Annotated in this window: 27 protein-coding genes; 5 read left to right on the top strand and 22 right to left on the bottom strand. The window is 69.1% G+C overall.

Annotated elements, in window-relative coordinates; genetic code table 11:
- Positions 1–4 precede the first annotated feature (4 nt).
- Positions 5–553: a YceI family protein gene (locus ACLJQF_RS02175; protein WP_410606486.1), complete on the bottom strand. Its 549-nt coding sequence runs from the start codon at positions 551–553 to the stop codon at positions 5–7.
- Between the two features lie 106 nt (positions 554–659).
- Between ACLJQF_RS02175 and ACLJQF_RS02170 the strand changes: the two genes are divergently transcribed.
- On the top strand, positions 660–1,733 hold the full coding sequence (locus ACLJQF_RS02170) for an LLM class flavin-dependent oxidoreductase (protein WP_410606485.1): 1,074 nt from the start codon (positions 660–662) through the stop codon (positions 1,731–1,733).
- A 607-nt stretch (positions 1,734–2,340) separates the two neighbouring features.
- Here the strand turns inward: ACLJQF_RS02170 and ACLJQF_RS02165 are convergent.
- Together ACLJQF_RS02165 and ACLJQF_RS02160 are read right to left on the bottom strand one after the other, a co-directional pair.
- Positions 2,341–2,925, bottom strand: coding sequence for an NADPH-dependent FMN reductase (locus ACLJQF_RS02165; protein WP_410606484.1), 585 nt, complete (start codon positions 2,923–2,925; stop codon positions 2,341–2,343).
- The gene (locus ACLJQF_RS02160) at positions 2,925–4,439 is read right to left on the bottom strand and encodes a DHA2 family efflux MFS transporter permease subunit (RefSeq protein ID WP_410606483.1); all 1,515 of its coding nucleotides are present in this window, start codon (positions 4,437–4,439) and stop codon (positions 2,925–2,927) included. Before ACLJQF_RS02160 ends, ACLJQF_RS02165 begins: the two co-directional genes overlap by 1 nt.
- 94 nt (positions 4,440–4,533) lie before the next feature.
- Between ACLJQF_RS02160 and ACLJQF_RS02155 the strand changes: the two genes are divergently transcribed.
- On the top strand, positions 4,534–4,995 hold the full coding sequence (locus ACLJQF_RS02155) for a MarR family winged helix-turn-helix transcriptional regulator (protein ID WP_410606482.1): 462 nt from the start codon (positions 4,534–4,536) through the stop codon (positions 4,993–4,995).
- On the opposite strand, the gene ACLJQF_RS02150 is transcribed toward ACLJQF_RS02155, so the two are convergent.
- Complete coding sequence (locus tag ACLJQF_RS02150) at positions 4,946–5,815, bottom strand: phytanoyl-CoA dioxygenase family protein (RefSeq protein WP_410606481.1); 870 nt, start codon at positions 5,813–5,815, stop codon at positions 4,946–4,948. The two genes, ACLJQF_RS02155 and ACLJQF_RS02150, sit on opposite strands and share 50 nt — an antisense overlap.
- Positions 5,805–6,395, bottom strand: a complete 591-nt coding sequence (locus ACLJQF_RS02145) for a class I SAM-dependent methyltransferase (protein WP_410606480.1) — start codon at positions 6,393–6,395, stop codon at positions 5,805–5,807. Before ACLJQF_RS02145 ends, ACLJQF_RS02150 begins: the two co-directional genes overlap by 11 nt.
- Positions 6,396–6,571: 176 nt before the next feature.
- Here ACLJQF_RS02145 and ACLJQF_RS02140 point away from each other — a divergent pair, with 176 nt between their 5' ends.
- Positions 6,572–7,438, top strand: coding sequence for an SCO6745 family protein (locus ACLJQF_RS02140; RefSeq protein WP_410606479.1), 867 nt, complete (start codon positions 6,572–6,574; stop codon positions 7,436–7,438).
- On the opposite strand, the gene ACLJQF_RS02135 is transcribed toward ACLJQF_RS02140, so the two are convergent.
- The 17 genes from ACLJQF_RS02135 to ACLJQF_RS02055 all read right to left on the bottom strand — a co-directional run bounded on the left by ACLJQF_RS02135 (position 7,425) and on the right by ACLJQF_RS02055 (position 24,069).
- Positions 7,425–8,075 (bottom strand): DsbA family oxidoreductase, encoded by a 651-nt coding sequence (locus ACLJQF_RS02135; RefSeq protein WP_410606478.1) that lies wholly within the window; start codon positions 8,073–8,075, stop codon positions 7,425–7,427. The genes ACLJQF_RS02140 and ACLJQF_RS02135 overlap by 14 nt on opposite strands.
- Positions 8,076–8,125: 50 nt before the next feature.
- On the bottom strand, positions 8,126–8,623 hold the full coding sequence (locus ACLJQF_RS02130; protein ID WP_410606477.1) for a nuclear transport factor 2 family protein: 498 nt from the start codon (positions 8,621–8,623) through the stop codon (positions 8,126–8,128).
- Complete coding sequence (locus tag ACLJQF_RS02125; RefSeq protein ID WP_410606476.1) at positions 8,620–10,011, bottom strand: MFS transporter; 1,392 nt, start codon at positions 10,009–10,011, stop codon at positions 8,620–8,622. Before ACLJQF_RS02125 ends, ACLJQF_RS02130 begins: the two co-directional genes overlap by 4 nt.
- A 142-nt stretch (positions 10,012–10,153) precedes the next feature.
- Entirely contained in the window at positions 10,154–10,915 is a 762-nt protein-coding gene (locus ACLJQF_RS02120; protein ID WP_410606475.1) for an SDR family oxidoreductase, read from the bottom strand.
- 27 nt (positions 10,916–10,942) lie between these two features.
- Positions 10,943–12,430, bottom strand: a complete 1,488-nt coding sequence (locus ACLJQF_RS02115; RefSeq protein ID WP_410606474.1) for an FAD-dependent monooxygenase — start codon at positions 12,428–12,430, stop codon at positions 10,943–10,945.
- Positions 12,430–13,374 carry an aromatase/cyclase gene (locus ACLJQF_RS02110; RefSeq protein ID WP_410606473.1) on the bottom strand — a complete coding sequence of 315 codons (945 nt, stop codon included), beginning with the start codon at positions 13,372–13,374 and terminating at the stop codon, positions 12,430–12,432. Before ACLJQF_RS02110 ends, ACLJQF_RS02115 begins: the two co-directional genes overlap by 1 nt.
- A 35-nt stretch (positions 13,375–13,409) precedes the next feature.
- On the bottom strand, positions 13,410–14,195 hold the full coding sequence (fabG, locus tag ACLJQF_RS02105) for a 3-oxoacyl-ACP reductase FabG (protein ID WP_410606472.1): 786 nt from the start codon (positions 14,193–14,195) through the stop codon (positions 13,410–13,412).
- Between the two features lie 24 nt (positions 14,196–14,219).
- On the bottom strand, positions 14,220–15,602 hold the full coding sequence (gene accC / locus ACLJQF_RS02100; protein WP_410606471.1) for an acetyl-CoA carboxylase biotin carboxylase subunit: 1,383 nt from the start codon (positions 15,600–15,602) through the stop codon (positions 14,220–14,222).
- A 13-nt stretch (positions 15,603–15,615) separates the two neighbouring features.
- Entirely contained in the window at positions 15,616–16,149 is a 534-nt protein-coding gene (locus ACLJQF_RS02095; protein WP_410606470.1) for an acetyl-CoA carboxylase biotin carboxyl carrier protein, read from the bottom strand.
- Positions 16,146–17,852 carry an acetyl-CoA carboxylase, carboxyltransferase subunit beta gene (accD, locus tag ACLJQF_RS02090; RefSeq protein ID WP_410606469.1) on the bottom strand — a complete coding sequence of 569 codons (1,707 nt, stop codon included), beginning with the start codon at positions 17,850–17,852 and terminating at the stop codon, positions 16,146–16,148. The genes ACLJQF_RS02095 and accD overlap by 4 nt, the downstream gene beginning before the upstream one ends.
- Positions 17,849–18,124 carry an acyl carrier protein gene (locus ACLJQF_RS02085; protein ID WP_410606468.1) on the bottom strand — a complete coding sequence of 92 codons (276 nt, stop codon included), beginning with the start codon at positions 18,122–18,124 and terminating at the stop codon, positions 17,849–17,851. Before ACLJQF_RS02085 ends, accD begins: the two co-directional genes overlap by 4 nt.
- 19 nt (positions 18,125–18,143) lie before the next feature.
- On the bottom strand, positions 18,144–19,352 hold the full coding sequence (locus tag ACLJQF_RS02080; RefSeq protein ID WP_410606467.1) for a ketosynthase chain-length factor: 1,209 nt from the start codon (positions 19,350–19,352) through the stop codon (positions 18,144–18,146).
- A complete protein-coding gene (locus tag ACLJQF_RS02075) occupies positions 19,349–20,629 on the bottom strand; it encodes a beta-ketoacyl-[acyl-carrier-protein] synthase family protein (protein WP_410606466.1) in 1,281 nt (426 codons plus the stop codon). Before ACLJQF_RS02075 ends, ACLJQF_RS02080 begins: the two co-directional genes overlap by 4 nt.
- Entirely contained in the window at positions 20,626–20,958 is a 333-nt protein-coding gene (locus ACLJQF_RS02070) for a TcmI family type II polyketide cyclase (RefSeq protein WP_410606465.1), read from the bottom strand. Before ACLJQF_RS02070 ends, ACLJQF_RS02075 begins: the two co-directional genes overlap by 4 nt.
- A complete protein-coding gene (locus tag ACLJQF_RS02065; protein ID WP_410606464.1) occupies positions 20,955–22,502 on the bottom strand; it encodes an FAD-dependent monooxygenase in 1,548 nt (515 codons plus the stop codon). The genes ACLJQF_RS02070 and ACLJQF_RS02065 overlap by 4 nt, the downstream gene beginning before the upstream one ends.
- A gap of 250 nt (positions 22,503–22,752) precedes the next feature.
- On the bottom strand, positions 22,753–23,412 hold the full coding sequence (locus ACLJQF_RS02060; protein WP_410606463.1) for a response regulator transcription factor: 660 nt from the start codon (positions 23,410–23,412) through the stop codon (positions 22,753–22,755).
- A gap of 51 nt (positions 23,413–23,463) precedes the next feature.
- Positions 23,464–24,069, bottom strand: coding sequence for an NADPH-dependent FMN reductase (locus tag ACLJQF_RS02055; RefSeq protein ID WP_410606462.1), 606 nt, complete (start codon positions 24,067–24,069; stop codon positions 23,464–23,466).
- A gap of 477 nt (positions 24,070–24,546) precedes the next feature.
- Here ACLJQF_RS02055 and ACLJQF_RS02050 point away from each other — a divergent pair, with 477 nt between their 5' ends.
- A complete protein-coding gene (locus tag ACLJQF_RS02050; RefSeq protein WP_410606461.1) occupies positions 24,547–24,735 on the top strand; it encodes an RGCVC family protein in 189 nt (62 codons plus the stop codon).
- Between the two features lie 460 nt (positions 24,736–25,195).
- Positions 25,196–25,594, top strand: a complete 399-nt coding sequence (locus ACLJQF_RS02045) for an STAS domain-containing protein (RefSeq protein WP_410606460.1) — start codon at positions 25,196–25,198, stop codon at positions 25,592–25,594.
- The last annotated feature ends 7 nt before the right edge of the window (positions 25,595–25,601 follow it).

Raw genomic sequence — 25,601 nt, 5'->3', positions numbered from 1 at the left:
GCTGTCACGGCTGCAGGACGGCCTCGATGTCCAGGTCGATCGTGATCTTGTCCGACACGACCGCGCCCGGGATGGTGGCGCCGACCTCGAAGGCGGCGCGGCTGATCTCCGTCTTGGCCGACACGCCGACCACCTTGCTGTCCGGGGTGGCGCCGTCGCCGAAGCCGCCGATCTCGGCCGTCAGGGTCACCGGCTTGGTCACGCCGTGCAGCGTGAGGTCGCCGTCGATGAGGAAGTCACCACCGTCGGCGCGGATGCCGGTGGAGGTGAACGTCAGCACCGGGTGCTGCTCGGCGTCGAGGAAGTCGGCGCTGCGGATGTGCCCGTCCCGCTGCTCGTTGTTGGTGTTGACGCCGGTGGCCTGGATGGTGGCGGTCACCGAGGACCCGAGGACGGTCTCACCGGTGACGATCGTGCCGTCGAAGGTGTCGAACCGGCCGCGCACCTTGGAGACGCCGAGGTGGCGCACCGTGAATGTCACGGTGGAGTGAACCGGGTCGATGGCCCAGGTGCCGCTGAGGTAGCCGGGGATCTCGGTGGTGGACGTGGTCATGGAGCAACTCCTGAGGTGAAGGTCTGTCGTTTCGCCGGAGGCTATCGAGTAGATAGTTCAGAGTTCAATCATTCCTGAACCGTGGGACGAGTTGGCGGAACCCGCCGTGGCACCTACCGTCCGGGGCATCGAATTCCTTTGGTACATCCCGAATCAGGCCGAACCCGGCCACCGCGGTGACGACGTCGCCGACGACCACAACAGCCTGGCCACCCTGACCCGCCACGCCGAGGCGCTGGAAGCGCACGGGTGGGGCGGCGCGCTGCTCGGCACCGGCTGGGGCCGGCCCGACACGTTCACCGTCGCCGCCGCGCTGGCCGCGCGGACGAGCACGTTCCAGCCGCTCATCGCGGTCCGGCCGGGCTATTGGCAGCCGGCGCACTTCGCGTCCGCGGCCGCGACCCTGGACCACCTCACGCAGGGCCGGGTCCTGGTGAACATCGTGTCGGGCAAGGACGACCTCGCCGCCTACGGTGACGGCGAAGGCGACCAGTCCCAGCGCTACGCCCGCACCAAGGAGTTCCTGAGGATCGTGCGGAAGCTCTGGACCGGACAGGACGTCACCTACCAGGGCGAGTACTTCGGCGTGACCGGCTCCACGCTGGCGCAGCGGCCGGTCGTCCGGGACGGCCGCCGGCACCCGCGGCTCTACTTCGGCGGTGCGTCCGCGGCGGCCGAGGAGGTCGCGGCCAGCGAGGCGGACGTTCAGCTCTTCTGGGGCGAGCCGCTCGACGGCGTCGCTGAACGGATCGAGCGGCTGGAGGAGCTCGGCGAGAAGCTGGGGCGTGAGCACGCGCCGCTGGAGTACGGGCTTCGCGTCACGACGGTGGTGCGGGATACCACGGACCGGGCCTGGGCGGACGCCGAGGCCAAGGTCGAACGGATGGCGAACGGCTCGATCGCCCGTACCTCCGACTGGTCTGCTGCCACCGGGCAGCAGCGGCTGTTCGACCTGGCCGCGCGGGGCGATGTGCTGGACGACAACCTCTACACCGCGCCAGGCCGGTTCGGTGGCGCCGGCGCCGGAACGACGTGGCTCGTGGGGTCGGCCGAAGACGTCGCCAGATCGCTGCGCAAGTACCGGGCGCTCGGGATCAGTCACTTCGTGCTGTCGGACACCCCGTATCTGCCGGAGATCGAGCGCCAGGGCGACCAGCTCCTGCCACTGCTGCGCCAGTGACTGTCCGGGAAGGACGGATCTTCACGGTTCGATCCCGAGGTGGCCGGCGCCGCCAGGTGACGATCACGGCGGCCCCGTGGGTCCTGGGATTGGCCACGGGTCGCCCAGGGGCCTGAGCGCGTCGCGCTCGCCGTGACAGGGTTCCTTCACGGTCTGTCGGCTCCGTGCCTCGGGACGTGCGCGAGCAAGGGAGGCAGCACGGTCTTCAAGCCGGGCACGCGACATCCGAGCTCCTTCATCCGGCCGGCAGCCGCCGTGATGCTGATGCGGCAACGAATCGCCGCCCGGATGAGGTTCGCGACGGAAACCGGCTCGAAAGGATCTTGCCACCTGGTCGTCATGATCTCGTCCGGCCACGAAAGTAAAGCTACGTCAGAATCGAAAATGACGGCCGGTATTTGGTCTTCTGATGCAGTCCGGTAGCCAAGAGAAGTGATTCTCCGTGCTATATCTTGAGGTGTCAAGTTGACTGCGACGTCACCGGGGACTGGGGCAAACGCGGCGATCAGGTGTCACTACATCCCCGAGTCGGCTCGGAACCTGAACATCGAGATCGTCGAGCGGGACGACCTCGTCGAGACGTCCCCTTGCAGCGGCTGGAACGCGGTCAGCTTTGGTAGGGGTGCTTCTCCCGCGCCTCGCGCAGGGCCGTTCCCCACCAGGCCAGCTGGTCGAGCATGGTCTTCGCGGCGGCGTTGCAGCCAGTGGCGTCCTTCGGCAGGCCGTCCTTGCCGAACAGTTCCCAGACGTTGTGGAAGCTGACGGTGTCCCGCACGGTGACCGCGTGCAGTTCGGCGAACACCTGGCGAAGGTGTTCCACCGCCCGCAAACCACCGGCGAACCCACCGTACGAAACGAAACCGACCGGCTTCGCCTGCCATTGCTTCATGTGCCAGTCGATCGCGTTCTTGAGCGACGCCGGGAAACTGTGGTTGTACTCGGGCGTCACGACGACGAAAGCGTCCGCTGCCGCCAGTCGCGGGGTCAGTGTTTCCAGCGTCTGCACGGTCTCGGGCGCGGGCGCCGCGGAGAGAACATGCGGTAGCGGCTCGTCCGCGAGATCGATGACGTCGACGTCCAGATCGGTGCGCTGGCGGGCTTCAGCGGCGAACCAGCTGGCGGCGGTAGGGCCGAAACGTCCTTCCCGGACACTGCCGATGATCACCGCGAGGCGGAGGTTTTCCGTTGACATTACTGACCTTTCACTGGAGGTGTAGGGGTTTCGTGCGAGGTCCGTGCGGTGTGCCGGCGTTCCTCGGCGATGAGCCAGCCGGCACCGGCGAGTGCCGCTATCGCTGCTGCGGCCATCCACCAGAACACCGTGTGGAACGCGGTGGTGGTCGCTGCGCCCACCTCGTCCGAGGAGATGCCGTTGGTCAGGATGACGACGAACAGGGCGCTGCCGAGCGCGCCGCCGACGCGGGACAGGATGTTGATCTGGGAGGAGGCGTCGGGCATTTGATGACGCTCGACGGTGGCGAACGCGGCCGAGACGGCCGGAGTGCCCGCGAGTGCCATCCCGATGCCGCGGACGACCTGGAGGATTTCGATGGTGACCAGACTGATGTCGGCGGGGAAAAGGGCCATGGGCACGGTGCTCGCCACGGTCACGACCAGCCCGGCCGAGCTCACCAGTCCCCCGCCGTAGCGGTCGGTGAGGCGGCCCGCGATCGGGAACATCATGGCGGCGCCGAGGCTGAACGCCATCAGCAGCAGGCCGGTGTCGACGATGCCCAGGCCACGCTGCAGCTGGAAGTACAGGGGCATCACGATCATCCCGCCGAACAGGGCGGTCCCGCCGAAGAGCACCGCGACACTGGCCGCGGCGTACACCCGGTTGGTGATCAGGCGTAGGTTCAGCAGCGGGTTCGTTCGGCGCAGGGACCGGCGGACGAACCAGCCGAGCGCGGCGGCTCCGGCGATCAGGGTGACGAGCGCGGTGACGTCGAACAGCGTGCCGCGTTCGGCGATCCGGGTGATCGCGTAGATCAGCAGGGGCAGGCCGGTGACGACGAGGAGGAGGCCGGGCACGTCGAGCGGGTCGCCGGTCGTGCGGTCGCCGCGGGGAACCGTCTTCAGCCCGAAGACCAGGCCGAGCACGCCGATGGGCAGGTTGATCAGGAAGAGCCAGTGCCACGACAGCTGCCCGATGAGGAAGGCGCCGATCACGGGACCGAAGGCCGGGGCGAGGATCGCGGGCACGGTGGAGACGGCCATGACGCGTCCCATCCGGGCCGACCCCGCGGCCTGGCCGAGGATGGTCATCCCGGCGGGCATCAGCAGGCCACCCGCGATGCCCTGGAGCACCCGGAAACCGATCAGGAATCCGACGTCCGGCGCGATCGCGCACAGGCCCGAAGCGAGGGTGAACGCGACGAGCGAGCCGAGCCACAGGCGGCCGGCACCCAGCCGCCGGCTCAGCCAGCCGCAGGCCGGAAGGGCGCCGGCCAGGGCGAGCAGGTACGCGCTGGTGATCCATTGGGTCGCGCCGAGCGACGCGCCGAGTTGCCGTCCGATGGTGTCCAGCCCGACATTGGCCAGCGAGGTGTCGAGCCCGGCCATCACCGCGCCGAACGCGAGTACCGCCGCCAGCCGCCACACCGAAGCCGGGATCGGCGTCGCCGCGGGGTCCGGCTTCGCCACCGGTGGGTGCTCCGGGCCGTCCGGCGTTTCCACCGGCTCGATGGTGCGCGTTCGCGGACTCACGGCGCTGCCTCCCGCCTCATCGGCCGTTCATATGTTGGAGTTCCAACGATAGCACATCGTTGGGTTTCCAACGATTAGTTGCTAGAGTGGTCTCGTGAGCGCTGAAGAAACCGGCCAGGGGGCTCCCTCGCAACGCTTGTGGGGACTGACGACCTGGCTGCTGAACAACGTCGCGGGCCGGGGGAACCGGTTCGTCGCCGAGCGGCTCGGCCGTCCGGGTCTGCGGACGAAGTTCGCGGTGCTCGCCGGCCTGGCGGAGTTCGGCCCGAACAGCCAGGCGGGGCTCAGCCGCAAGCTCGGGATCGACCGCGGCGACCTCGTCTCCGTGCTCAACGAACTCGAGCGGGAGGGCCTCGCGGTGCGGGAGCCCGACGAAGCCGATCGCCGCCGCAACACGATCCGGATCACCGCCGACGGTTCGCGGGCCATGGCCGAGCTCGGCGACCTGGTGAGCGACGCACAGGACGCCCTGCTGGCGCCGTTGTCGGCCGTCGAACGCGGGGAGCTCAACCGGCTGCTGCAGCGGCTGGTCGAGCACCACGCCGCGGCCGGGTGAGCGCGGCCTTGGCCGCTCCCGCCTCGTAGCGGCCCAACACGGTGTCGGTGCCGTATCCCAGCAGCTCCTGAACCTCTTCCGGCAGCCCGGCGGCCGTGCGCGGTGAGACGTTGAGCGTGTTGTTCTCGGCGGGCCGGAGCCAGTCCACCTGGTAGCCGACCGACAGTGCCCGGCGCCGCTCGCCGCTCACGTTCGCTCCGGCGCCGTGGATCACATCGGATCTGAAGAGGACCGCGTCGCCCGGCTCCATCAGCACCCGGACCAGCGAACGTGGATCCGGTCGCTCGCCCGCGGACAGCCGATGGCTGTCCATCGCCAGCCAGACCCCGCCGTTGCCCGCGGTGAAGGGGACGAGCGCGACGATCGCGTGCACCGCCACCGGATGGATCGCGGGCGCGACCGGCGGCCACAGGTCCGTGCCACGGTGCTGGCCCTGGGTCTCCTGACCGGCCGATTCGTCCGGTTCGCGTTCCAGGTACTCGGCCGCGTTGAGCAGGACCCGGGTGCCCCGTGGCGCCAGCATCCGCCGTGCCCACGCGAGGACGTCCGGCTGGGTGATCAGTTCCGGTGCGCAGTGGAGCTTGCTGAGCAGGGCCTGCAGGCGAAGCGCCTTCGGCCCGCGTGAGATGCCGGCGACGGCGTCACCATCGGTGTCGCCGTGCTCATCGAGCCATTGATCTGTCTCGTCGCAGGCGCGGGCGCGGAGCTCTGCGGGAAAGGCGTCGACCAGAATCGCCGAGCCGCGGGTGCGGACGGTCTCGTCGAGGTGGCCGGTGTCGTAGGGCTTCCGGAACCGCGGGATGGTCGCTTCATTCGTCATGCTCGCCCTCTCGTCGCACGGTGACCAGCCACGCCGGGATGTCGCCGGTGGTGACCGCGTAGCTCTCCGTCGAGATCTCCGGGGCGGACCATCCTTCGCCGAAGGCGCCGGTGATCTCGGCGCGAGTCATGCTCGGGACCAACTTGACGTCGGCCTCACTGATTTCGAGCAGGTGTACTCGCCCGCCCGGGATCACGACGGCGGCGAGCTGGTCGATGTAGGCCCGGCGGGCGCGGCTGCCGGACAGGACGTGCAGGAACGCCGAGTCGAGTGCGACGTCGAACCGCCGGTGCAGGGCGGCCAGGCCGAACGCGTCGGCCACGGCGAACTCCGCGGTCGAGCCACGTTGGGATGCCTTCGACCTGGCCCGTTCGATCGCGGCCGGCGTCCCGTCGATCCCGAGCACCGGGTGGCCGAGACCGGCCAGGTACAACGTGTTCTCGCCGGTTCCGCAGCCGACGTCGAGCACCCGCCCGGCGAACCCGCCGCGGCCGGCCAAGGCCACGACAGCGGGCTGGGGGCGGCCGATCTCCCACGGTGGTGCGCCACGGTACGCCGCGGCGAACCCGGCGTCGCTCATCTCGATTCCCATGCTCTTGCCACGAAGTCAATTCTAGGTCTGTGAGAGGAGCGCAAACCCCGTTGCCCCGGTCAGGTCCCGGTCAGGTTCGACAATTCCCGGTCAAGTCATTCCGGAGTGACACGGGAAACGGCCGAAAAATCATTCTCCGGCCCGTCGGCGGGTACTTTCCCGATATGACGAGCCCACGAGCCGGACGCCGATGCCACAACTACCTCAACGCACTCCACTCCACGATCTACTTCTCCCCGGAGCTCGGCAAGGACCTGGCCGACCTCGGCATCGGCGATCCGATGGCCGCGTATTTCCTCGGCCGGGCGGCGCCACTCGGCCCGGTGGGTCCAGGCGTCGTGACCGCCACGTTCTACGGCTTCGCCCACGAACTCATCGCCCAGCACGTGCCGCACGCCTGGAGCCTGGCGCCGCCCGAGGTCGTCCTCGCCGCACGGCTTCGCGCCGTGGACGCCACGATGCGGAGCTTCCTCAGCGAAGAGACCCTCGGTTCACCGGAACTGGCGGAGGCGGCCGAACTGGCGTTGCGCGCCACCGAAGGCTGTGTGCGTCCGGCGCATCCGCTCTACGCCGCGCACGCCGACCTGGTCGTACCGGACTCCCCGCACCTCGCGCTGTGGCACGCGGCCACGCTGCTGCGAGAGCACCGCGGCGACACCCACTTCGCGGTGCTGGTCAACGCCGAACTCGACGGGCTGGAGTCGCTGGTCTCCCATTCGGCGAGCAGCGACGGCATGGCGAAGGAAATGGTGATGACCAAGCGCGGCTGGACGCAGGAGGACTGGACCGCCGCGGAAGACCGGCTCCGCCGACGCCGTCTCCTGACCGCGGAAGGTGCGCTGACCGGTGCGGGACTCAGCCTGCGCCGCCATCTGGAGAAAGAGACCGACCGCCTCGACCGTCACCCGTATGAGCACTTGGGCGCGGCCGGGGTGCGGCGCCTGACCGAACTGGGTGCCGGCTTCACCAAGGCCGCGGCCGAGGCCGGGGCATTCCCCGCCCCGCTGGCGGAGTTCTTCACCCGCGGTTGATCTCCGGTGCTCGGCGGCCGACGCCCTGGTTCAGTGCCCCGAGCAGGACGTCTTCCTCCTGTGCACCGGAGAACTCCGGGCCGCCCTCGAACCGGAACACCGGAACTCCCCGAACGCCGCTCTTGCGCACACTGTCGAGCTCGGCGCGGACTTCGTCGGCCCCGGCTTCGGATTCGCTTCGCTTGACACCGATTTCCGCCGCCAGCGTCGCCAGTGTGTCAGCGGCGCCGATATCGAGGCCGTCGGTGTAGTGCGCGCGGAACAGCCGGTCGACCATCCGCTCGGCCAGGCCCTGCCGGGCCGCCGTGGCGATGAGCCGGTGTGCCTCGAAGGTGTTGCTGTGCACGGCACGGTCGTAGTTCACCTCGAGCCCGTCTTTCGCCGCGAGAGCGGTGAAGCCGACGGTGTCCCGGGCCGCGTTCTCGCCGAACTTGCGGCGCAGCACGTCGAGCAACGGCTCGCCGTCGTCGACGGCGTCCGGGTCGAGCTGGAAGGGCCGGAAGGTCACCGCCACCTCGCCACCCAGGGCGCGGTAGCGGGCGGCGGCGCGTTCGAACCTCGTGTAGGTGAGGAAGGACCACCCGCACGCGGGGTCGAGGACTATTTCCACGTTCCGGATCGAGCCGGCCGGCTTCATCGAAGATCCCGTCTTTGCGACGATTTTCGGGTGGGCGAAACTCTCGGATTTCAGTGTAGTACTTCGGCTTTGCCCAGGTCCGGGGTCAACGGCTCACCGCTCGTCCACGCCACGTGCAACGCGAGCAGCCGGAACCGCCAGCCGTCGCCGGTCCGTACCGCCTCGGCGTCGTAGTAGCCGCCCATGGCGAAATGCGGTCGTGGTCTGTCACCCGACGGAAAATGGACGTGGGTCGCGAGCACCTGGGCTCGCAGGGTGGCGTGGTCGCCGTCGATGTCCATGACGTAGTTGGCACCGACGTGGTGGGTTCGCTCCCAGTTTCCCTTGGCCTTGGTTTCCAGGTCCGCGCAGCCCGCCACGCCCTCGTGGCCGCCGATCGGGAACCGGAGCCGGACGTCCTCGGTGAAGATCGTCCGGTACCAGTCGTCGTCGTGCGTGGCCTCGTCGTGGGTGTCGAGGGTGACGAAGAAGCGGTCGAACAACGCGGTGATCTCGGCGCGGTCGGTGAGCGCGCGCAGCGTCGCTGTCTGGTCTTCGGTGGCGGTCATGTGCTCGTCCTGTCTCTCGGTCGGTTCGGGCGCGGCACCGCCGAGGAGATGCCGGTAAGCGCGATGAGGAAACCCGTCGTGCCCACCGCGGTGACGAGCACCAGTGCGGTGTCCACATGGGACTGCCCGGCCACCAGCGCCAGGATCACGGCGCCGCCGATCTGGACCGACGTCTGGTAGACACCGGTGGTCTGGTTGAGTTCGGGGGCGGCCACGCCGGAAGTCGCTTGGACGTGCAGCGCCGCGAAAGCGAGGACGAACCCCAGGCCCACCAGCACCATCGCGGGCAGAACGGTGCCGAGGTACGACGGCGATCCGGCCGACCAGAGGTACCCGGCGTAGCCGAGGGGTGCCGCGGCGGCGCCCAGCGCGATCGGCTTGGCGGGGCCGAACCGGCCGATCATCCGACCCGCGAAGGGCGCGGAGAGCGCGAGCAGCAGGCTGGACGGCAGGATGGCGAGCGCCGTGGCCCACGGCGTCCACCCCAGCCGGTCCTGCAGCTGGAAGGTGCACACGAACAGGAAACCCCAGAACGAACCGTTGAGGGCCGCGGCGCCGAGGGCCGACCGGATCAGCCGCGGGCGCAGGAGCGGCCCGAACCGAACCAGCGCCCACGCCGTCCGCTGCTCGATGAGCACGAAGATCGCAAGGAGGACCGCGAAGAGCCCGAAAGCGGCCAGGACGCGGAGATCGGTCCAGCCTCGCACTCCGGCGGTGACCGAGGCGTACACCAGCAGGGTCACCGCGCCCAGCAGGCAGGTGGCACCGGCGACGTCGTAGTGCCGACGGACGTGGTCGTCGCGGACGTCACCCGGGATGAACCGCATTCCGAACGCGAAGAGGACGACTGCCAGTGGCGCGGGGGAAAGGAACACCCATCGCCAGTCCAGCTGGGTGAACAGGCCGGACAGCAGCAGGCCCGCGGAGAAGCCGGCGGCGCCGAAGAGGGAATAGATCGACACGGCCCGGTTGCGGTCCGGGCCCTCCCGGAACGTCGCGCCGATGATCGCGATCCCGGTCGGCGCCGTCAGCGCGGCACAGAAGCCCTTGACGAACCGGGTGGCGATCAGCACCTCGGGGGTGCCGATCAAGCCGGCCAGCAGGGACGCGGCCGCGAACACGAGCAACGCGGCGAGGTACACGCGGCGTCTGCCGAGCAGGACGACCACCCGGCCGCCGAACAGCAGGAGCCCGCCGAAGCCGAGCGCGAACCCGCTCATCAGCCAGTGCGCCCCCGCGACGGTGAGCCCGGCGCCGTGGCTGATCGAGGGCAGCGCCACGATCACCACCGACACCTCGAGGGCGTCGAGCAGCATGTTGCCGGAGAGGACGAAGACGAGCGCCCAGAGACCGAGGTGCCAGCGCGTCGCCGGGGGTTTCGTACTCAAGTTCCACCGTTCCCTGAGTTCGGTGCAAGTTCTCGTGAGTGGTAATTAGGGTTCTAACCCTAATTACCACTCACGACGAGCCGCGGCAGACTGCACAGGCGCCGCCTTCACTGTTCTTGCACAGGCCGCCGCCGGTCACTGGTCAGCCGAGCAGTGAGCCGCCGCTGGCGTCGATGAAGGCGCCGGTGATCCAGCGGGCGTCGTCGGAGGCCAGGAACGCCACCACGTCGGCGATGTCCCGCGGCTCGCCGACGCGCCCGAACGCGGACAGCTTCGACATCTGCTCGAGGGCTTCCGGGTTGTCGAACGCCGGGTGGCCGTTGTTGGTGACGCCGGGCGCGACGCTGTTGACCGTGATACCGCGCGGGCCGAGGTGGCGGGCGTAGTGCAGGCCGATCATCTCGATCGCGCCCTTGGTCATCGCGTACGCGATCTCCTGCGGGTTCGCCACCCTGGTCAGCCCGGAGGAGACGTTGATGATGCGCCCGCCGTCCGGCATGATCGACAGCATCCGCTGGACGATGAACAGCGGAGCCTTGGCGTTCACCGCGACCAGGCGGTCGAAGATCTCCGGGGTGATGTCCTCGGGCGCCACGCCGCCCATGATGCCCGCGCAGTTCACCAGGATGTCCAGCTCGACCTTGCCGGCGTGCTGCTCGAGCCCGGCGCGCAGCGCGTCGAACAGCGTGTCGACGTCGCCGGGCACGCCCAGCTCGGCCTGCACGGTGAACGCGTTCCCGCCTTCGGCGATGATGGTCTTGACGGTCTGGTCTGCTGCCTCTCCGTTGCTCGCGTAGTGCACGGCGACGAGTGCACCGTCGCGGCCGAGCCGCTCGGCGATGCCGCGGCCGATACCGCGGCTCGAACCCGTGACCAGTGCGGTCCTGTTGCTGAGTTTGCTCATGCGTTCCACTCCTCTTGGGAAAGTCGGTCAATGCAGGGCAGGTCCGCCGAACCAGCGGTAGAGGGCGTTGTGCAGTTCGGTGGCCCCACCGTCGATCCAGGCGACGTGGCCGTCGGGCCGCAGCAGAACGGCGCCCACGCCGGCCAGTGGTGAGTCCGGCGCGGCGCGTGCCGTCACGACGCTGATCCGGTCGGCCCGGTTGGCCGCGATCGCCCGCAGGCCCGATTGCGCGGCAGCCTGGGTGGACAGGCTCAGCAGCACGCCGCCCCCGTTGTGCAACAGGGCTGTGGTGCTGGACGGTCCTCCGGTGGTTTCCAGTTCGCAGTGCGGCATCCTGGTGCCGAGCAGGGGATGGTCGCCCGGACCGGTCGGATAGCGGACGTCCAGTCCGCTGAGGGTGACGGCGAGGTGGGTCCGCGCTTCGTCGAGTTCGAGCAGTTCGCCGAACACGCCCCGCGCTCCACCGGCCTCGGGACCGCCCAGGAGCAGGTGCGCCTGGGCCTGGACGTTGGCCAGGATCCGGACACCGACCGGATGACGCTCGTCGTGGTAGGTGTCGAGCAGCCCGGCGGGAGCGCGGCCGCGGACCTGCGCGACCAGCTTCCAGCCGAGGTTCATCACGTCCTGCAGCGCCAGGTTGAGCGCCTGCCCGCCGGCGGGCAGCTGGACGTGCGCGGCGTCGCCCGCCAGCAGGACCCGGTCCTTGCGGTACCGCGCGGCCTGCCGGCTCGTGTCGTCGAAGCTGTCCACCCACAACGGTTTCCCGTCGCCGATGTCTTCGCCGGTGATCTTGGCCCAGCCTTCGACCACGTCGCCGAAATCGGGCGTCGAACTCCCCTCGCCGGGTGTGTCGCCGAAAGCGTGGAACATCACCCGGGTGACGCCGTCGCCGCGGCGACCCGAAATGGCCAGGCCGTTGTCGAACCGCTCGAACCGCCGAGCGGGGATGTCGATGCCCTCGACGTCCGCCCGGACCAGCTCCCGGGTGGCCGGGGTGCCGGGGAAATCGAACCCGGCCAGCCGCCGGACGGCGCTGTGTTCACCATCGCAGCCGACCAGGAACTTCGCCCGGATCCGTCCGGTGCCCGCCGCGCCGCCGATCTCGGCCTCGACGTGGTGCGGGTGCGTGCTCATGCCGAGCAGCTCGTGCCCGCGCCGGATGTCGGCGCCCAGTTCGGCCGCCCAGTCGCCCAGCATCATTTCGGTGCGGAACTGGGGTATTTTCCAGTATCCCGCGTGCCGGCTGGGCACCCGGCTCACGTCCAGCGGGAGCCCGCCGAAGTGCCCGGCTCCTTCCGCTTGCAGCTCACCCAGCCTCGGCAGCAGGCCCCGCTGGTCGAAGATCTCCAGGGTTCGCGCGTTCAGCTGGGAGGCACGGGATTCTCCGGTCGGCTCGAGGAGCCGGTCGACCACGACCACGGTGACCCCGCCGAGGCGCAGCTCACCGGCGAGCAGCAGCCCGGCCGGGCCCGCGCCGACGACCAGGACATCGGTCTCGTCGTAGGAAGCGGTCATCAGGCCCGGCTTTCGGCGTACTCCTTGGCACGTCCCATGGTGGTCAGGCTGTTCTTGCCCAGCACGTCACGCACGAACTCCCTGGCCTCGGGCACGCCGGCGTCGGCACCGAGGATCTTCGTGATGTTCGGCTCGTTGATCGCCACGGTGTGGCGGGACGACACCAGGACCCCGCCGGGGTTCTCCGCGAACGCCCACTCTCCGGTGTGGACCGTCATCAGCGGCGGCAGTTCGATCTGCTTGTAGGCGATCCTGTCGTGCGGGAAGGTCACGCGCACGGACCTGGTGGTGTGCGTCGAGCCGTCCTTCGTCCGGGTGTCCATTTCGAGCAACTGCAGGCCCGGCGCGTCTTCGGTCATCTTGACCTTGGCCACGTGCGGCAGCCGCTCGGCCCACAGGTTCGCCTCGTTGATGAAGTCGTAGACGTCCTTGGCGGAACCGCCGACCTGGACGGTGTCGGTGAAGGTCAGCAGCAGGTCGGGGGTGTCGGTCGCCAGTTCCGCGTTGGCCTTCAGCGCGGCGAGTTCGGCCTGGCTGTTGCGGTCCACCGCCTTGGCGATCCACTCCAGCTTCTCCGGGTCGTCATCGATGGCGCGGTAGTCGTGCAGGAGACGGACCAGGGATTCCTCGTCCGACAGTGGTTCGATCACCCACGCCCCGCCCATCGCCGCGAGCGGGTTCTGGGACTTCTCCTGCCGGAAGTCGATCCGGCGCGCCGCCGGGTCGAGGGTCCGGCGGGACGTCCACGTCTTCGGCTCGCCGTTCGCGGTGGCCCAGATCTGAATCCGCTCCTCGGCGTCCCCGCGTTCGAGGTACTCGACGTGCACGCTCGGCGGGAAGATCCGTGGCCAGTTGGCCACCTCCGCGATGAACCGGTAGATCTGCCCGGCGGGTGCGTGCACCTTGATCTGGTGTTCCACCTCGCGGGTGCTCGGTTGCGCCATGTTCCTCTCCTAGCTGTGGGTGTTCGGGGTGACGCTCAGAAGTTGCCGAGGCCTCCGCAGACGTTGATCGCCTGTGCGGTCATCGATGCGGCGCTGTCCGAAACGAGGTAGCCCACCAGGCCCGCTACTTCTTCCGGGCTGGAGTAGCGACCCATCGGGATCTTCGCCTGGAACTGCTGGAGGATGTCCTCCTCCGTGGTCTTGAAGTGCGTGGCGAAGCGCTGCCGGATCTGCTGCGCCATCGGCGTCTCGACGTAGCCGGGGCAGACCGCGTTCACGGTGATCCCGCTCTTGGCCAGTTCGTTGCCGAGCGCCTTGGTGAACCCGACCACGCCGTGCTTGGACGCCGAGTACGGAGCGCCGAACACCACACCCTGTTTCCCGGCGGTGGAGGCGATGTTGACGATCCGGCCGCGGGTCTTCCCCTTCATGCCACCGGCGTTGAGCACCGCGTGCGTCATCCGGAAGGTGCCGTTGAGGTTGGTGTCGACGACGTCGAACCACAGCTGCGGGTCGAGGTCCGCGGTGATCCCGCCGCCGCTGCGGCCGGCGTTGTTCACCAAGATGTCAACGGTGCCGTACGTCTCGACGGCGGCGTCGACGCAAGCGCGCACGTCGTCGGCCGACCGGATGTCACAGGACGTTCCCTGCACCTCCCGGCCTTCTTCACGCAGCCGCTTGACCGTCAGGGCGACGTTGTCGGCGTCGCGAGCGCAGAGGAACACCTTGTGCCCCTGCCCGGCGAGCAGCTCGGTGACGGCGAGGCCGATTCCGCTGGTGCCTCCGGTGACCAGTGCGACCAGTTGTCCTGGATCCGACATGTCAGACTCCTTGCGTTGGATGGTTCAGGGGGCCGTCATGGTGTCCACAAGGGACACCGGTGGCCGGAGCATGTCGCCGACGAGGGACGTGCAGTGTTCGCCCGCCGCGAAGTTCGGGTTCTGGAGAACCTCGCGCAGGAACCCGATGGTCGTGCGGATGCCGGGGCCGCGGACGCGGAACTCGGCGAGTGCGCGGTCCATCCGAGCTCTCGCCTGGTCGCGCGTCGGCGCCCAGACGACGAGCTTCGCGAGCAGGGAGTCGTAGGACGCGGGGACCCGGTAGCCGGGGTACCCGTGGGTGTCGACCCGGACGAACGGGCCGCCCGGCGGGAAGAACTCCTCCAGCACACCCGGGGTGGGGGCGAAGTCCCGTTCGGGATCTTCGACGTTGATCCGGCATTCGATCGCCGCGCCGCGCAGCACGACGTCCTCCTGCCGAAGCGACAGCGGCTGCCCGGCGGCGATCCTGAACTGCTCTTGGACCAGGTCGACCCCGGTGACCATCTCGGTGACCGGATGCTCGACCTGGATCCGGCAGTTGACCTCCATGAAGGAGAATCCGCCGTCCGGGGCGAGCAGGAACTCGAAGGTGCCCGCGCCGACGTAGCCCACGGCGCGGGCACCGCGCACCGCGGCCTCGCCCATCCGGGTGGCCAACCCGGGCGGCAGCCGCGGCGCGGGGCTCTCCTCCAGCAGTTTCTGGTGGCGTCGCTGGACCGAGCAGTCCCGCTCGCCGAGGTGGATGGTGGTGCCGAACCGGTCGGCCAGCACCTGGATCTCGACGTGCCGGGCGACCCGCAGGTAGCGCTCGACGAAGACCCGGGAGTCCCCGAACAGGGCTTGGGCGCCGGCCTTCGTCTCGGCGTAGGCGCGGGCGAACGCGCCGTGCTCCTCGACGACGCACATCCCGCGGCCACCGCCCCCGGCCGCGGCCTTGATGATGACCGGGTAGCCGATGTCGTCCGCGACCTGCTGTGCCTGTTCGGCCGAGGTGAGCGGATCCACGCTGCCGGGCAGCATGGGCAGCCCGGCGGCGGCCATCAGTTCCCGCGCGGAGGTCTTGTCCCCGAGCTTGGCGATCACGTCCGGCGGCGGGCCGATGAAGACGATGCCGTTGTCCCGGCACACCTCGGCGAAGTCGGGATCTTCGGAGAGGAAGCCGTACCCGGGATGGATGGCGTCCGCCCCCGTCGCCCGCGCCGCTTCCACGATCCCCGGGACGTTCAGGTAGCTGAGCTTGGCGGGCGCCGGCCCGATCTGGATCGCCTCGTCCGCGTAGGACACCACAGCCGAGTCACGGTCCTCCGTCGAATAGACGGCGACCACGCGGATCCCCAGTTCCCGGCACGCCCGCGCCACGCGCAGCGCGATCTCGCCCCGGTTGGCGATCAGGACCTTGCCGAACATGGCTCCCCGCATCTCATTGGTCTTCGGCTCCGGCGAGGGTGAACACCCGTTCGCCGTACTCGACAGGTTCGCCGTTCTCCTTCAGGACTTCGACGACCCGGCCGTCCTTGTCCGCTTCGAGCGGGATCATCAGCTTCATCGCCTCGATGATCGCGACCTGCTGGCCGACGGTCACCGAGTCGCCGACGCCGACGAACGGGGACGCACCGGGCTTCGGCGCCGGGTAGAACACGCCGACCGCGGGCGCGGTCAGGTACCGGACGTCCGGAGCCCCGTCGGCCTCGGGCTCGGCCGCCGGCGCGGCGATCGTCGTCACGAGGGTCGGCTTGTCTTCCCAGGTCACGTCGACGGACACCGCGCCGGCTCGCACCTGCAGGCTCTGCGGGGCGGTCTCGAAGTCCGACAGCAGCTGCACGGTGGCCTCGCGAGTCTGTTCGAGCAGCTCGCTGAGCTCTTCGGCTTCCGTGTCGGGAACGACGTTTTCGGGTGTCGCGACCCGTGCGGCGTCGACCGTCCGCTCGAGGTCGTCTTCCGGTTGTCCGGTCATCGCTGCCTGTGCCTCTCCGATTCACTACCGGTCACGTCGACGGCGCCGAAGGACCGGAAGCGGGTCCGCCGCTCGGCCACCAGCGCCGCACCATCCTTTTCGGACAGACGGCGCAGCGTCCCGGCCAATGCCTTGTGGACGCGCTGGGCGGCCACCAGATGGTCGGCCTGGTTGCCGCCGTCGGGTTCGGGCACCACGCCGTCCACGACCCCCATCCGCAGTAGCTGTTTCGCGTCGACGCGCAACGCCGCCGCGGCGGCGGGAGCCATGCCAGGGTCGTTCCACAGGATCGCGGCACACCCCTCCGGGGTGATCACCGAGTAGCACCCGTTGGCGCAGATCAGGACTTCGTCGGCCACGGCCAGCGCGAGCGCACCACCACTGCCGCCTTCTCCGCTCACCAGCGTGATCACCGGCACCGGCAGGGCGGCCATCAGGCGGATGTTCTCCGCGATGGCGATGGCCTGCCCCTGTTCCTCGGCCTCGATGCCGGGATGGGCGCCGGGGGTGTCGACGAAGGTGATCACCGGCAGGCCGAGCTTGGCGGCCGTCCGCATCAGCCGGGCGGCCTTGCGGTAGCCGTCCGGGGTGGGCATGCCGTAGTTGCGCAGGCTCAGTTCGGCGATGGTCCGGCCCTTCTGGTGGCCGATCACCATCACCGCCCGGCCGTCGAGCCGCGCCGGGCCGCCGACGATGGCGCCGCAGTCTCCGCCGAGGCGGTCGCCGTGCATCTCTTCGAAGTCCTCGAAGACCCGGCTCAGGTAGTCCAATGTGGTCGGCCGTCCGACGTCGCGTGCCTTCTGGACGTTCTCCCACGCGTCGGCGTCGGCGAGCCGGCCGGGATTCCGGATGACCCCGTCCGCGGCTTCAGCGGGCCGTTCCTGCGCGGGGATGTCACGCCCGCCGCCGAGCGAAAGCAGCCGTGCCAGCGTCGCCCGCAACTCCTCGCGCGGCCGGATGGCGTCGATGAGCCCGTGTGCCAGGAGGAATTCCGCAGTCTGGAAGCCGGGTGGCAGCGTCTGTTTGATGGTCTGCTGGATGACCCTGGGGCCGGCGAAGCCCATCCGCGCCTTCGGTTCGGCGAGCACGAAGTCGGTCAGGGTGGCGAACGAGGCCGCTACTCCGCCGTAGGTCGGGTCGGTGATCACCGAGATGGTCAGCACCCCGGCCTCGTCGAGCCGGCCGAGCGCCTGGCTCGTCTTGACCATCTGCATCAGCGAGAGGACGCCCTCCTGCATCCGCGCGCCTCCGGACGCCGTGACGAGCAGGAGCGGAATGCGCCCGGCAAGGGCGATTTCCGCCGCGATCGTGATGAGCTCGCCGACCGCGCTGCCGAGGCTGCCGCCCAGGAAGCGGAAGTCCATCGCCGCGACGACCACCGGGTTCCCGTCGACGGTTCCCCGCGCGAGCACCACGGCCTCGTCGAGTCCGGTCTTGCGGCGTGCCGCGGCAAGCCGTTCGACGTAGGGCTTCGTGTCGCTGAAGTCCAGCGGGTCGAAGTCGGCGACCACGGGCTCGACCAGCTCGATCGAGCCGTCGTCGAGCAGTTGCGCGATCCGTTCGTGCGCGGCGATGCGGTGGTGCGCACCGCATTCCGGGCAGACCTGCAAACTGCGGGTCAGCCGTTTCCCGTAGATCAGGGCGCGGCACGCCGGGCACTGGGTCCATTCGCGTTCTTCGGCGAATTCTCCGTGACCGGTCATCGCTGGTCCACTTGGCCCAGGCTCTCGTTGACGACGACCAGGAAACTCCGCGGCGTCTTGGCCTCGGTCACCCCGTCTTCGTCGAGCTGGATCCCGCGTTCCCGTTCGATGCGGCCGCCCGTCTCCATCAAGGCGATCGAGTCGTAGCCGAGGTCGGCGAAGTCGACATCGATGATGTCACCGTCGAGGTCGACGTTCTCGTCCTGTCCCGAGCCTTCACGCAGGATCTGCTTGAGCTCGTCGATGGTCATTGTCTGTTCCGGGTTGTTCATCGGAGATTCCCCTTGCTGTTCACGTCGCGCGCAGAACGACTGCGGAGTTGAACCCGCCGCGCCCGCGGGCGAGGACGAGCGCGACGTCCACCGTTGCCCGCCGGGGGGCGCCGCGCACGAGATCGATCTCGTAGGCGGGCGCGACCGCGACGTTGACCGTCGGCGGGAGCACACCGTCCCGGATGGACAGCAGCGCGGTGGCCAGGTCCAACGGTCCGCCGCCGCCGTACAACCGGCCGGTCATCGTCTTCGGTGCGGTGACCGGGACCCCGCCGGGGCCGAACACCGCGGTGATCGCGTCGGCTTCGGCACGGTCCAGATCGGGGGCCCCGGCCGCGTCCGCGAAGACGACGTCGACATCGGCGGCGCTCGTCCCGGCGTCGGCGAGGGCCAGCTCGATCGCCCGGCGCAGGCCGGGCTCCCGGGCACTGCCGGGCCGCGGGTCGAAGGTGGCCGCGCAGCCGGCGATCTCACCGTACGAGCCGGTCTTCCCGCGGCGTCGAGCGCTCTCGGCGTTCTCGATCACCAGGATCGCGCCGCCTTCGCCCGACACGTACCCGGACGCGTCCGCGTCGAACGGCAGGTAAGCCCGGTCCGGGTCGGTGCTCTCGGTGAGCCTGCCGCCCGCCCACTGCGCGACCAGCCCCCACGAACAGTGGGCGCCGTCCACTCCGCCGGAAACGATGAGGTCCGAGCCCTTGCGGAGCTGGCGACGGGCCTGGGCGACCGCGTCGAGGCCGCCGGCCTGCTCGCCGACCAGCACGCCGCTCGGCCCCCGCATGCCGTGCCGGATCGAAATCTGCCCGGTGTCGACCGCGTAGAACCAGGCGATGGACTGGTAGGCGCTGACGTGCCGGTTGCCCTGGCGCCACATCTTCTCCAGCTCGCGGTGGCCGAATTCGAACCCGCCGGCGGTGGCCGCGGTGACCACCCCCATGCCGAATTCCGGCAGGTCTCCGGGCACCACGGCGGCGTCGTTCAGCGCCCACTCGGTGGCGGTCAGGGTCAGCTGGGTGGTGCGGTCGGTCTGGGGGACCAGCCGGTTCGGCAGGTGCTCTTCCGCCACGAACCCGGGTACCTCACCGGCGAGCTTCACCGGGTACGGACTCGCGTCGAACCGCGCGATGCGGCCGATGCCACTCTCGCCCCGCAGCGTCGCGGCCCAGTAGGCGTCGATGCCGAGGCCGTTGGGGGCGGTCACGCCGAGGCCGGTGACGACGGCGGTCATCGGCTTTGCCGGTCGTGCGCGGCGAGCACCATGGCGCTCTGGAATCCGCCGAAGCCGCTGCCCACGGTGAGCGCGACGTCCGTGCGTTGTTCCCGCGCGACGAGCGGCGTGTAGTCGAGGTCGCATTCCGGGTCGGGGTCGTGCAGGTTCGCCGTCGGCGGCACGATGCCCTCTTCGATGGCCAGCACGGACGCCGCGATCTCGATGGAGCCGATGGCACCGAGCGAATGCCCGACCATCGACTTGATCGAACTGACCGGGACCTCGTAGGCGTGGTGCCCGAGGCTCAGCTTGAACGCGGCGGTCTCGTGCCGGTCGTTCTGCTTGGTCCCGGAGCCGTGTGCGTTGATGTAGCCGACCCTCCCGGCGTCCATCCGTGCTTCGTCCAGTGCGACGCGGATGGCTTCGGCCATCTCGCGCCCGTCCGGGCGCAGGCCGGTCATGTGGAAGGCGTTGCAGCGCGAGGCGTACCCGGCGACTTCGGCGTGGATGTGCACGCCGCGTCGCCGCGCGTGTTCCCGTTCCTCCAGGACGAAGATCGCCGCGCCCTCGCCGAGGACGAAACCCTTGCGGTTGAGGTCGAACGGCCTCGACGCGCCGGCCGGATCGTCGTTGCGCGGGGTGGTCGCCTTGATCGCGTCGAAGGCCGCCATGGAGATCGGCGAGATCGGGGCGTCCGTCGCGCCGGTGATCATCACGTCGGCGGAGCCTTCGCGGATCAGGTCGCAGGCGTAGCCGACGGAGTCGATGCCCGACGTGCAGCCGGTCGACACCAGCGTCGCCGGTCCTTCCGCGCCGAACAGCCAGGCCAGTTCGGCCGCGAACGAACTCGGTACGAGGTAGTCGAACAGGTGCGGCACCGCGTATTCGTGGTCGACCAGTGTCAACCGGCCGTCGTCACTGACCACTCGATATTCGTTCTCGAGGCCGATGGTGGCACCGAGCGCACTGCCGAGGCTCACGCCGGTGCGTGTCGGGTCGAGGTCGGCCACGTCGAGCCCGCTGCCGGCCATCGCCTCCCGCGCGGCGACCACGCCGAGCTGGATGGCCCGGTCCATCCGGCGGATCTCCTGCTGGCCGAGGCCGAGCGCCACGGGGTCGAAGTCGATCTCGGCGGCGACCTGGGAACGGAACGGTGAAGGGTCGAAGAACGTGATCCGCCGGGTCGCCGTCCGGCCTTCGGTCAGCAGGCTCCAGAACTCCTTGACGCCGATGCCACCCGGTGCCATCACCCCCATCCCGGTGATGACCACCCGGCGTCCGGCACCGTTGGTCATGCTGAGTCTTCCCACTTGTAGAAGCGCTCCGCCATGGCGTCGGCCGGACGCTTCCAGTTGGGGTCGTAAGGATCGATGAACTCGCGCAGAGACGCGCTGATCCCGACGAACAGCGGATGCGTCCGGGCCGCCTCGATGGCTTCGCCGCCCTCCGTGGCACCTTCGTCGAAGTCCTGCAGGTGGAAATAGAGGCCGCGGTAGTGGAAGAGCTGTCGCCGCCGCGTGCCCATGAGCCCGGGCATTTCGGTCTCGTCGAACTCGCCGAAGAGCTTGGCGACGCCGTCGGTGGACCCCGCCTCCATCTTGGCCACGATCAAGGTGCTGTTCATCGGGTTTCCTTCCCAGAGCCGGTACCTGCCGTGACGGGTACTCGCATTGCCTGCGTTGGCGGTGTTGTCTGTGTTGTGGTCGGCGAGCCGAACCAGCGCTCGAGCGCTTCGGTGAGTCCCCGGTCGCTCCCGGGCGTGATCCAGGCGATGTGCCCGTCGGGCCGGAGCAGGACTGCTTCGGCGGCCAGGAGCGCTCCGGTTTCGGTCTTGGTCACCGGTTTCGCCGTCACGCGGTCCACCCGGTCCGACCAGGCCGCCGCTGTCCGGCGCAGCACCTCGTCGTCGGCCAGGTCGAGCAGGACACCGCGACCCGTCCGCAGCAGCTCGGTCGTGCTCGTCTTCACCGTGACCGCGTCGAGTTCCTCGTGCGGCATCCGGCTTCCGAGCAGCCGATGCGTTCCCGGCCCGACGGCATAGCGGATGTCCAGGCCGGTGACCATGCCCGCCAAATGCCGGCTGACGCTCTCGAGTTCGATCAGCTCCGCCAGCACCGCGCGCAGTGGCTGAGCCTCGTCGCCGGTGAGGAAGAGCAGGCCCTGTGCCTGGGTGTTCATCAGCAGCCGCACGCCGACGGGGTGTCGTTCGCCGTGGTAGCTGTCCAGCAGGCCGGGCGGGGCCCAGCCGCGGACCACGGCGCCGAGCTTCCAGCCGAGGTTCACCGAGTCCTGGATGCTCGCGTTCATGCCCTGGCCGCCGGCCGGGAGGTGGATGTGTGCGGCGTCGCCGGCGAGGAGCACGCGGCCGCGGCGGTATTCGGTGACCTGGCGGGTGGCGTCCCCGAAGGCGCTGATCCACTGCGGTGTGCCGGCGTGGATGTCCTCACCGGTGAGGCGCTGCCAAGCGCCGGCCACTTCGGCGAACGCGGGCGGCGCGGTGCGCTTGCGCGGCGGGGCCCCTCGTTCACAGGCGACGATGCGGGTGATGCCGTCACCGATCGGACCACCCATGGCCATGCCGCCCGGCACGGTCTCGCCGATCACCCGCGGCCGGATCTCGCAGCCCTTCACGTCGGCGATGAACATCTCGCGGGTCGCCGCGGTACCGGGGAAGTCGAACCCGGCGAGCTTGCGCACGGTGCTGCGTCCGCCGTCGCAGCCCACCAGGTACGACGCGCGCAGCCGCAGCGGGCCGTCCGGAGTCGTTACGGCGACGTCGACGCCTTCGCCGTCGTCGGTGAAACCGGTGACCTCACACCCTCGCCGGATGTCGGCGCCGAGTTCTGCCGCCCATTCCGCGATCACTTCTTCGGTTCGTGCCTGCGGCACCGTCTTCGCGGCGAAATGCGCGCCGTCGAGCAGGCTGAAATCGACAGGCAAACCGCCGAAGTGCCCGTAGGAGCTGGTCTCGATGTCGCCGAACCGGGGGAGTAGCCCCCGTTGGTCGAAAACCTCCATGGTGCGTGCGGTGAACCCCAGACCTCGCGATTCCCCGGTCGGTTCGGAAAGCTTTTCGAGCACCATGACCTCGACCTGCGCGAGCCGTAGCTCACCGGCCAGCATCAGTCCGGCCGGGCCGGCGCCCACAATGATCACGGGGACGTTCATGCGTCTCACTCTTTCGTGGGCTTGATCTTTCTTGAAGAGAGCAGTTCAATAGACTTCGACCTGGGTCAGTCTTGTTCGGCTGACAACCAGGAGTCAAGGAGTTCCGCGTCAGGCCAGGGTGAGGACGTGTCAAATCCTCGTCAATTATCAAAATCCAGGTCATAAGAATACAAACAGTGACGCATGAGGTCCGGTCGCGCACGATTTCCGAGTTACAATCGGATATCCGCAATCGATCAGGCCGACGCGCTCAGCCGCAACCGAGCCGGAATCCCACGCCTCGTACGGTGACGATCCAGGTGCCGGCCCCGAGTTTCTGGCGCAAGGTGTTCACGTGGGTGTCGATGGTTCGGCTGGACCTCATCCGGTCCTCATGCCACACCTCGGACATGATCCGCTTGCGCGACACCACGGCGTCGTGGTGGGACGCCAGGAGGTGAAGCAGCTGGAATTCCTTGCGGGTCAGTTCCACCGGTTCATCGTGGAGCCTGACTTCGCGTTTGCCGACGTCGATCCGCAACGGGCCACGGGAAATGACCAATACGGGTAACGGACGGGGGCGGACACGCCGGGTGACCGCGTCCATCCTGGCGAGCAGTTCGCGGAGTCCGAACGGCCGCATGAGGTAGTCGTCCAGGCCGGCCTGCAGGCCGAGGACACGATCCAGTTCGGTGCAGGGCGCGGTGACGGCGATCATGTGCGTGTCGCCCGCCGTGCGGATACCCCGGCAGACCTCGAGTCCATCGAGATCGTTCAGAGCGAAGTCCAGGAGCACCATATCGGCTCCGCGGAACAGTTTCAGGGCCTGCGCGCCGCTGTCCACGCTCTTGACCTCGTGCCCGTGCCGTCGCAGGTCGCGGGTCAGGTCTTCGGCGATCACGGCATCGTGTTCCACCACGAGTACGCGCACGGGACTTCCTCTCGGACTCGGAAGGGAACATGGACCGTGACGGCACGCGATTCAGCGCGTCGCTGCGGCCTGGCGTCCGTTTTCCGGCCGAGCCGAAGGCTCCCGAAGGGACTTCAAGGACTTGCCCCAGGCGATGACCTCGTCCAGCATCCGGCTCGCGTCCCGCTCGTGGTGAGCGGCGGGAAGGACCGCACCGTCGTCGCCGAAGTCGGCGCGCAGCGAGAGTACGACCTGGGTGCGGACGTCGGCGATCTTGAGCTCCCCAGCTACCAGCCGCAGGTGTTCGGCCGCGCGGACGCCGCCGTGGATGCCATAGCTCACGAATCCGGCGGACTTGTCGTTCCATTCCTCGAACAGGAAGTCGATCGCGTTCTTCAACGCCCCCGGAACGGAATGGTTGTATTCCGGCGTCACGAACACGAAACCGTCGAACGAAGAAATCGTCGCCGACCACACCTTCGTGTGCGGGTGATCGTAGGGGTTGCCCATCGCGGCGGGCACGGCCTCGTCGAGATGCGGAAGATCGTATTCTGCGATGTCCACGACCTCGAACGTGGCATCCGTGCGTCCGGTGGCGAGTGCGAAGACCCAGAGCGCGACCTGCTCGGCCCGGCGCCCCGGTCTGGTGCTCCCGATGATGATCCCGATTCGTGTCATGTCCCCAGCCCTCGATGCGCTCGGTCACCCGACCGGTCGAAGCACGGCCTTGAGTCACGGGCTACACGACGTCGATCGGGGAGCTGCCGGGATCTGGGGCGGCAGCCTCCAACATACGCCCGGAAGTCGAGGTCGGCGCCGCCGGCAGCGCATCTGTACACCGTTTGCCCGAGCGCCTGTCAAAGGACGGCAGTGCATAGGCCGATTGCGAGCGATGCTGGTGTGTGGCCGGCCCACCGCGGCCCGATCGGCAGCTGATCACCGTGGTCCGGGTGGACGGCCACGAACCGGTGCGCGTTCGCGACCTCTGCCGGGTTCATGGCCCGCCGGCGCGGGCGTAAGGTGGAGGTATCGCCCCGGACCTCGGCGCATTCGGTGGAGCCGGGACCCGAAGCCGGAATTCCAGCGAGTCCTGACCTTCTCGTCTGCTCATCGGCCCGCGCCCGCATGGTCAGCAGCTGCAAAGGAGAATCCGGTATGTCGAGGATCGATGTCGAACCGGCCGTCGCTGTCGCGGAAATCGCCGATCCGGGGCCGATCGCCTGTGCGGTGTGTCCCCATTCCGTTGAATCGCACGACACGATCGCGCGCCGATTCTGTACGGCAACGCAGGCGGGCGCGTTCAACCGCGGCTGTGTCTGTACCGGCGGACCGGAAAAAGCGTGACCACGGCGATGCGCGTCCGGAAATGAACGATTTCGTCATGAAGGCCACTGGTGAGCTCGCCGGTGGAGTCCGCTGCCCGCAGGTGCGAGAGGAGTACCCGGCCACGGCATTCTTGTCGGACAGCACCGCGGGGCCCGTGGTCGGCTGCCTGGCTGTCGACAGGCGGCTGCGGTTGAACCGCCGGATGCGGTCAAGGGGATGCGGGTCGGAAAACGAAGTTGGGCCGAACGATCAGGATCATGGGGTCCTCGGGCGCGGTATGCTCCGGAGGACAGCGCCGAAGTGCCGAGTCCCCGCTCTTGCGACGACCGACAGCCGATGACCGGATATCCGTAGCGGACCCGTGCAGTGTCCGATGTGGTGAGAGCCGGACGGCGACGCCCGGAGCGACCTCATGAAGCTCAGCACGCTGACCACACGTCGTCACCGCATTCCCGCACCGGAACCGTTGGTGCCGCTCATGTTCGGTCGGCACGGAACACCGTCGCCCCCGTCGGGGCTGAAGCTGTCGGAGGAGCTGATCGGCCGGACCGCGATCCTGGCGCTGGACGGCGAGTTCGACCTGTACACCGCACCCGAGGTCGGGCGGGTCCTCGATCTGATCCTTCGCCGGGCCCCGCGTCGGCTCGTGGTGGATCTTTCGCAGGTCTGTTTCCTGAATTCGGCCGGACTCGAGGTGCTGCTCGCCTGCCACCGGCGGGCCGGAGCACAGACCGATCTGCGCATCGTGGCGACGACTCGGTCGACGTGGCGGCCACTGCAAATCGTCCGGCTGCACGAAATCCTCGTCATCCACAGTTCTCGCGCAGCTGCTGTCGCCGCTCCCGTGTCGGGGGAGCAGCGCGCGTGGTCGCCGTGATCCGGGT

Origin of the sequence: Amycolatopsis sp. lyj-109 (genome assembly GCF_046548995.1) — a bacterium.
Classification (GTDB): domain Bacteria; phylum Actinomycetota; class Actinomycetes; order Mycobacteriales; family Pseudonocardiaceae; genus Amycolatopsis.
This window is presented reverse-complemented; position numbering and strand designations above follow the sequence as displayed.

Coding starts and splice junctions, on each gene's coding strand:
- ACLJQF_RS02175 (WP_410606486.1), bottom strand. CDS start 553: ATGACCACGTCCACCACCGAGATCCCCGGCTACCTCAGCGGCACCTGG.
- ACLJQF_RS02165 (WP_410606484.1), bottom strand. CDS start 2,925: ATGTCAACGGAAAACCTCCGCCTCGCGGTGATCATCGGCAGTGTCCGG.
- ACLJQF_RS02150 (WP_410606481.1), bottom strand. CDS start 5,815: ATGACGAATGAAGCGACCATCCCGCGGTTCCGGAAGCCCTACGACACC.
- ACLJQF_RS02145 (WP_410606480.1), bottom strand. CDS start 6,395: ATGAGCGACGCCGGGTTCGCCGCGGCGTACCGTGGCGCACCACCGTGG.
- ACLJQF_RS02140 (WP_410606479.1), top strand. CDS start 6,572: ATGACGAGCCCACGAGCCGGACGCCGATGCCACAACTACCTCAACGCA.
- ACLJQF_RS02135 (WP_410606478.1), bottom strand. CDS start 8,075: ATGAAGCCGGCCGGCTCGATCCGGAACGTGGAAATAGTCCTCGACCCC.
- ACLJQF_RS02130 (WP_410606477.1), bottom strand. CDS start 8,623: ATGACCGCCACCGAAGACCAGACAGCGACGCTGCGCGCGCTCACCGAC.
- ACLJQF_RS02120 (WP_410606475.1), bottom strand. CDS start 10,915: ATGAGCAAACTCAGCAACAGGACCGCACTGGTCACGGGTTCGAGCCGC.
- ACLJQF_RS02115 (WP_410606474.1), bottom strand. CDS start 12,430: ATGACCGCTTCCTACGACGAGACCGATGTCCTGGTCGTCGGCGCGGGC.
- ACLJQF_RS02110 (WP_410606473.1), bottom strand. CDS start 13,374: ATGGCGCAACCGAGCACCCGCGAGGTGGAACACCAGATCAAGGTGCAC.
- fabG (WP_410606472.1), bottom strand. CDS start 14,195: ATGTCGGATCCAGGACAACTGGTCGCACTGGTCACCGGAGGCACCAGC.
- accC (WP_410606471.1), bottom strand. CDS start 15,602: ATGTTCGGCAAGGTCCTGATCGCCAACCGGGGCGAGATCGCGCTGCGC.
- ACLJQF_RS02095 (WP_410606470.1), bottom strand. CDS start 16,149: ATGACCGGACAACCGGAAGACGACCTCGAGCGGACGGTCGACGCCGCA.
- accD (WP_410606469.1), bottom strand. CDS start 17,852: ATGACCGGTCACGGAGAATTCGCCGAAGAACGCGAATGGACCCAGTGC.
- ACLJQF_RS02085 (WP_410606468.1), bottom strand. CDS start 18,124: ATGAACAACCCGGAACAGACAATGACCATCGACGAGCTCAAGCAGATC.
- ACLJQF_RS02080 (WP_410606467.1), bottom strand. CDS start 19,352: ATGACCGCCGTCGTCACCGGCCTCGGCGTGACCGCCCCCAACGGCCTC.
- ACLJQF_RS02075 (WP_410606466.1), bottom strand. CDS start 20,629: ATGACCAACGGTGCCGGACGCCGGGTGGTCATCACCGGGATGGGGGTG.
- ACLJQF_RS02070 (WP_410606465.1), bottom strand. CDS start 20,958: ATGAACAGCACCTTGATCGTGGCCAAGATGGAGGCGGGGTCCACCGAC.
- ACLJQF_RS02065 (WP_410606464.1), bottom strand. CDS start 22,502: ATGAACGTCCCCGTGATCATTGTGGGCGCCGGCCCGGCCGGACTGATG.
- ACLJQF_RS02055 (WP_410606462.1), bottom strand. CDS start 24,069: ATGACACGAATCGGGATCATCATCGGGAGCACCAGACCGGGGCGCCGG.
- ACLJQF_RS02050 (WP_410606461.1), top strand. CDS start 24,547: ATGTCGAGGATCGATGTCGAACCGGCCGTCGCTGTCGCGGAAATCGCC.
- ACLJQF_RS02045 (WP_410606460.1), top strand. CDS start 25,196: ATGTTCGGTCGGCACGGAACACCGTCGCCCCCGTCGGGGCTGAAGCTG.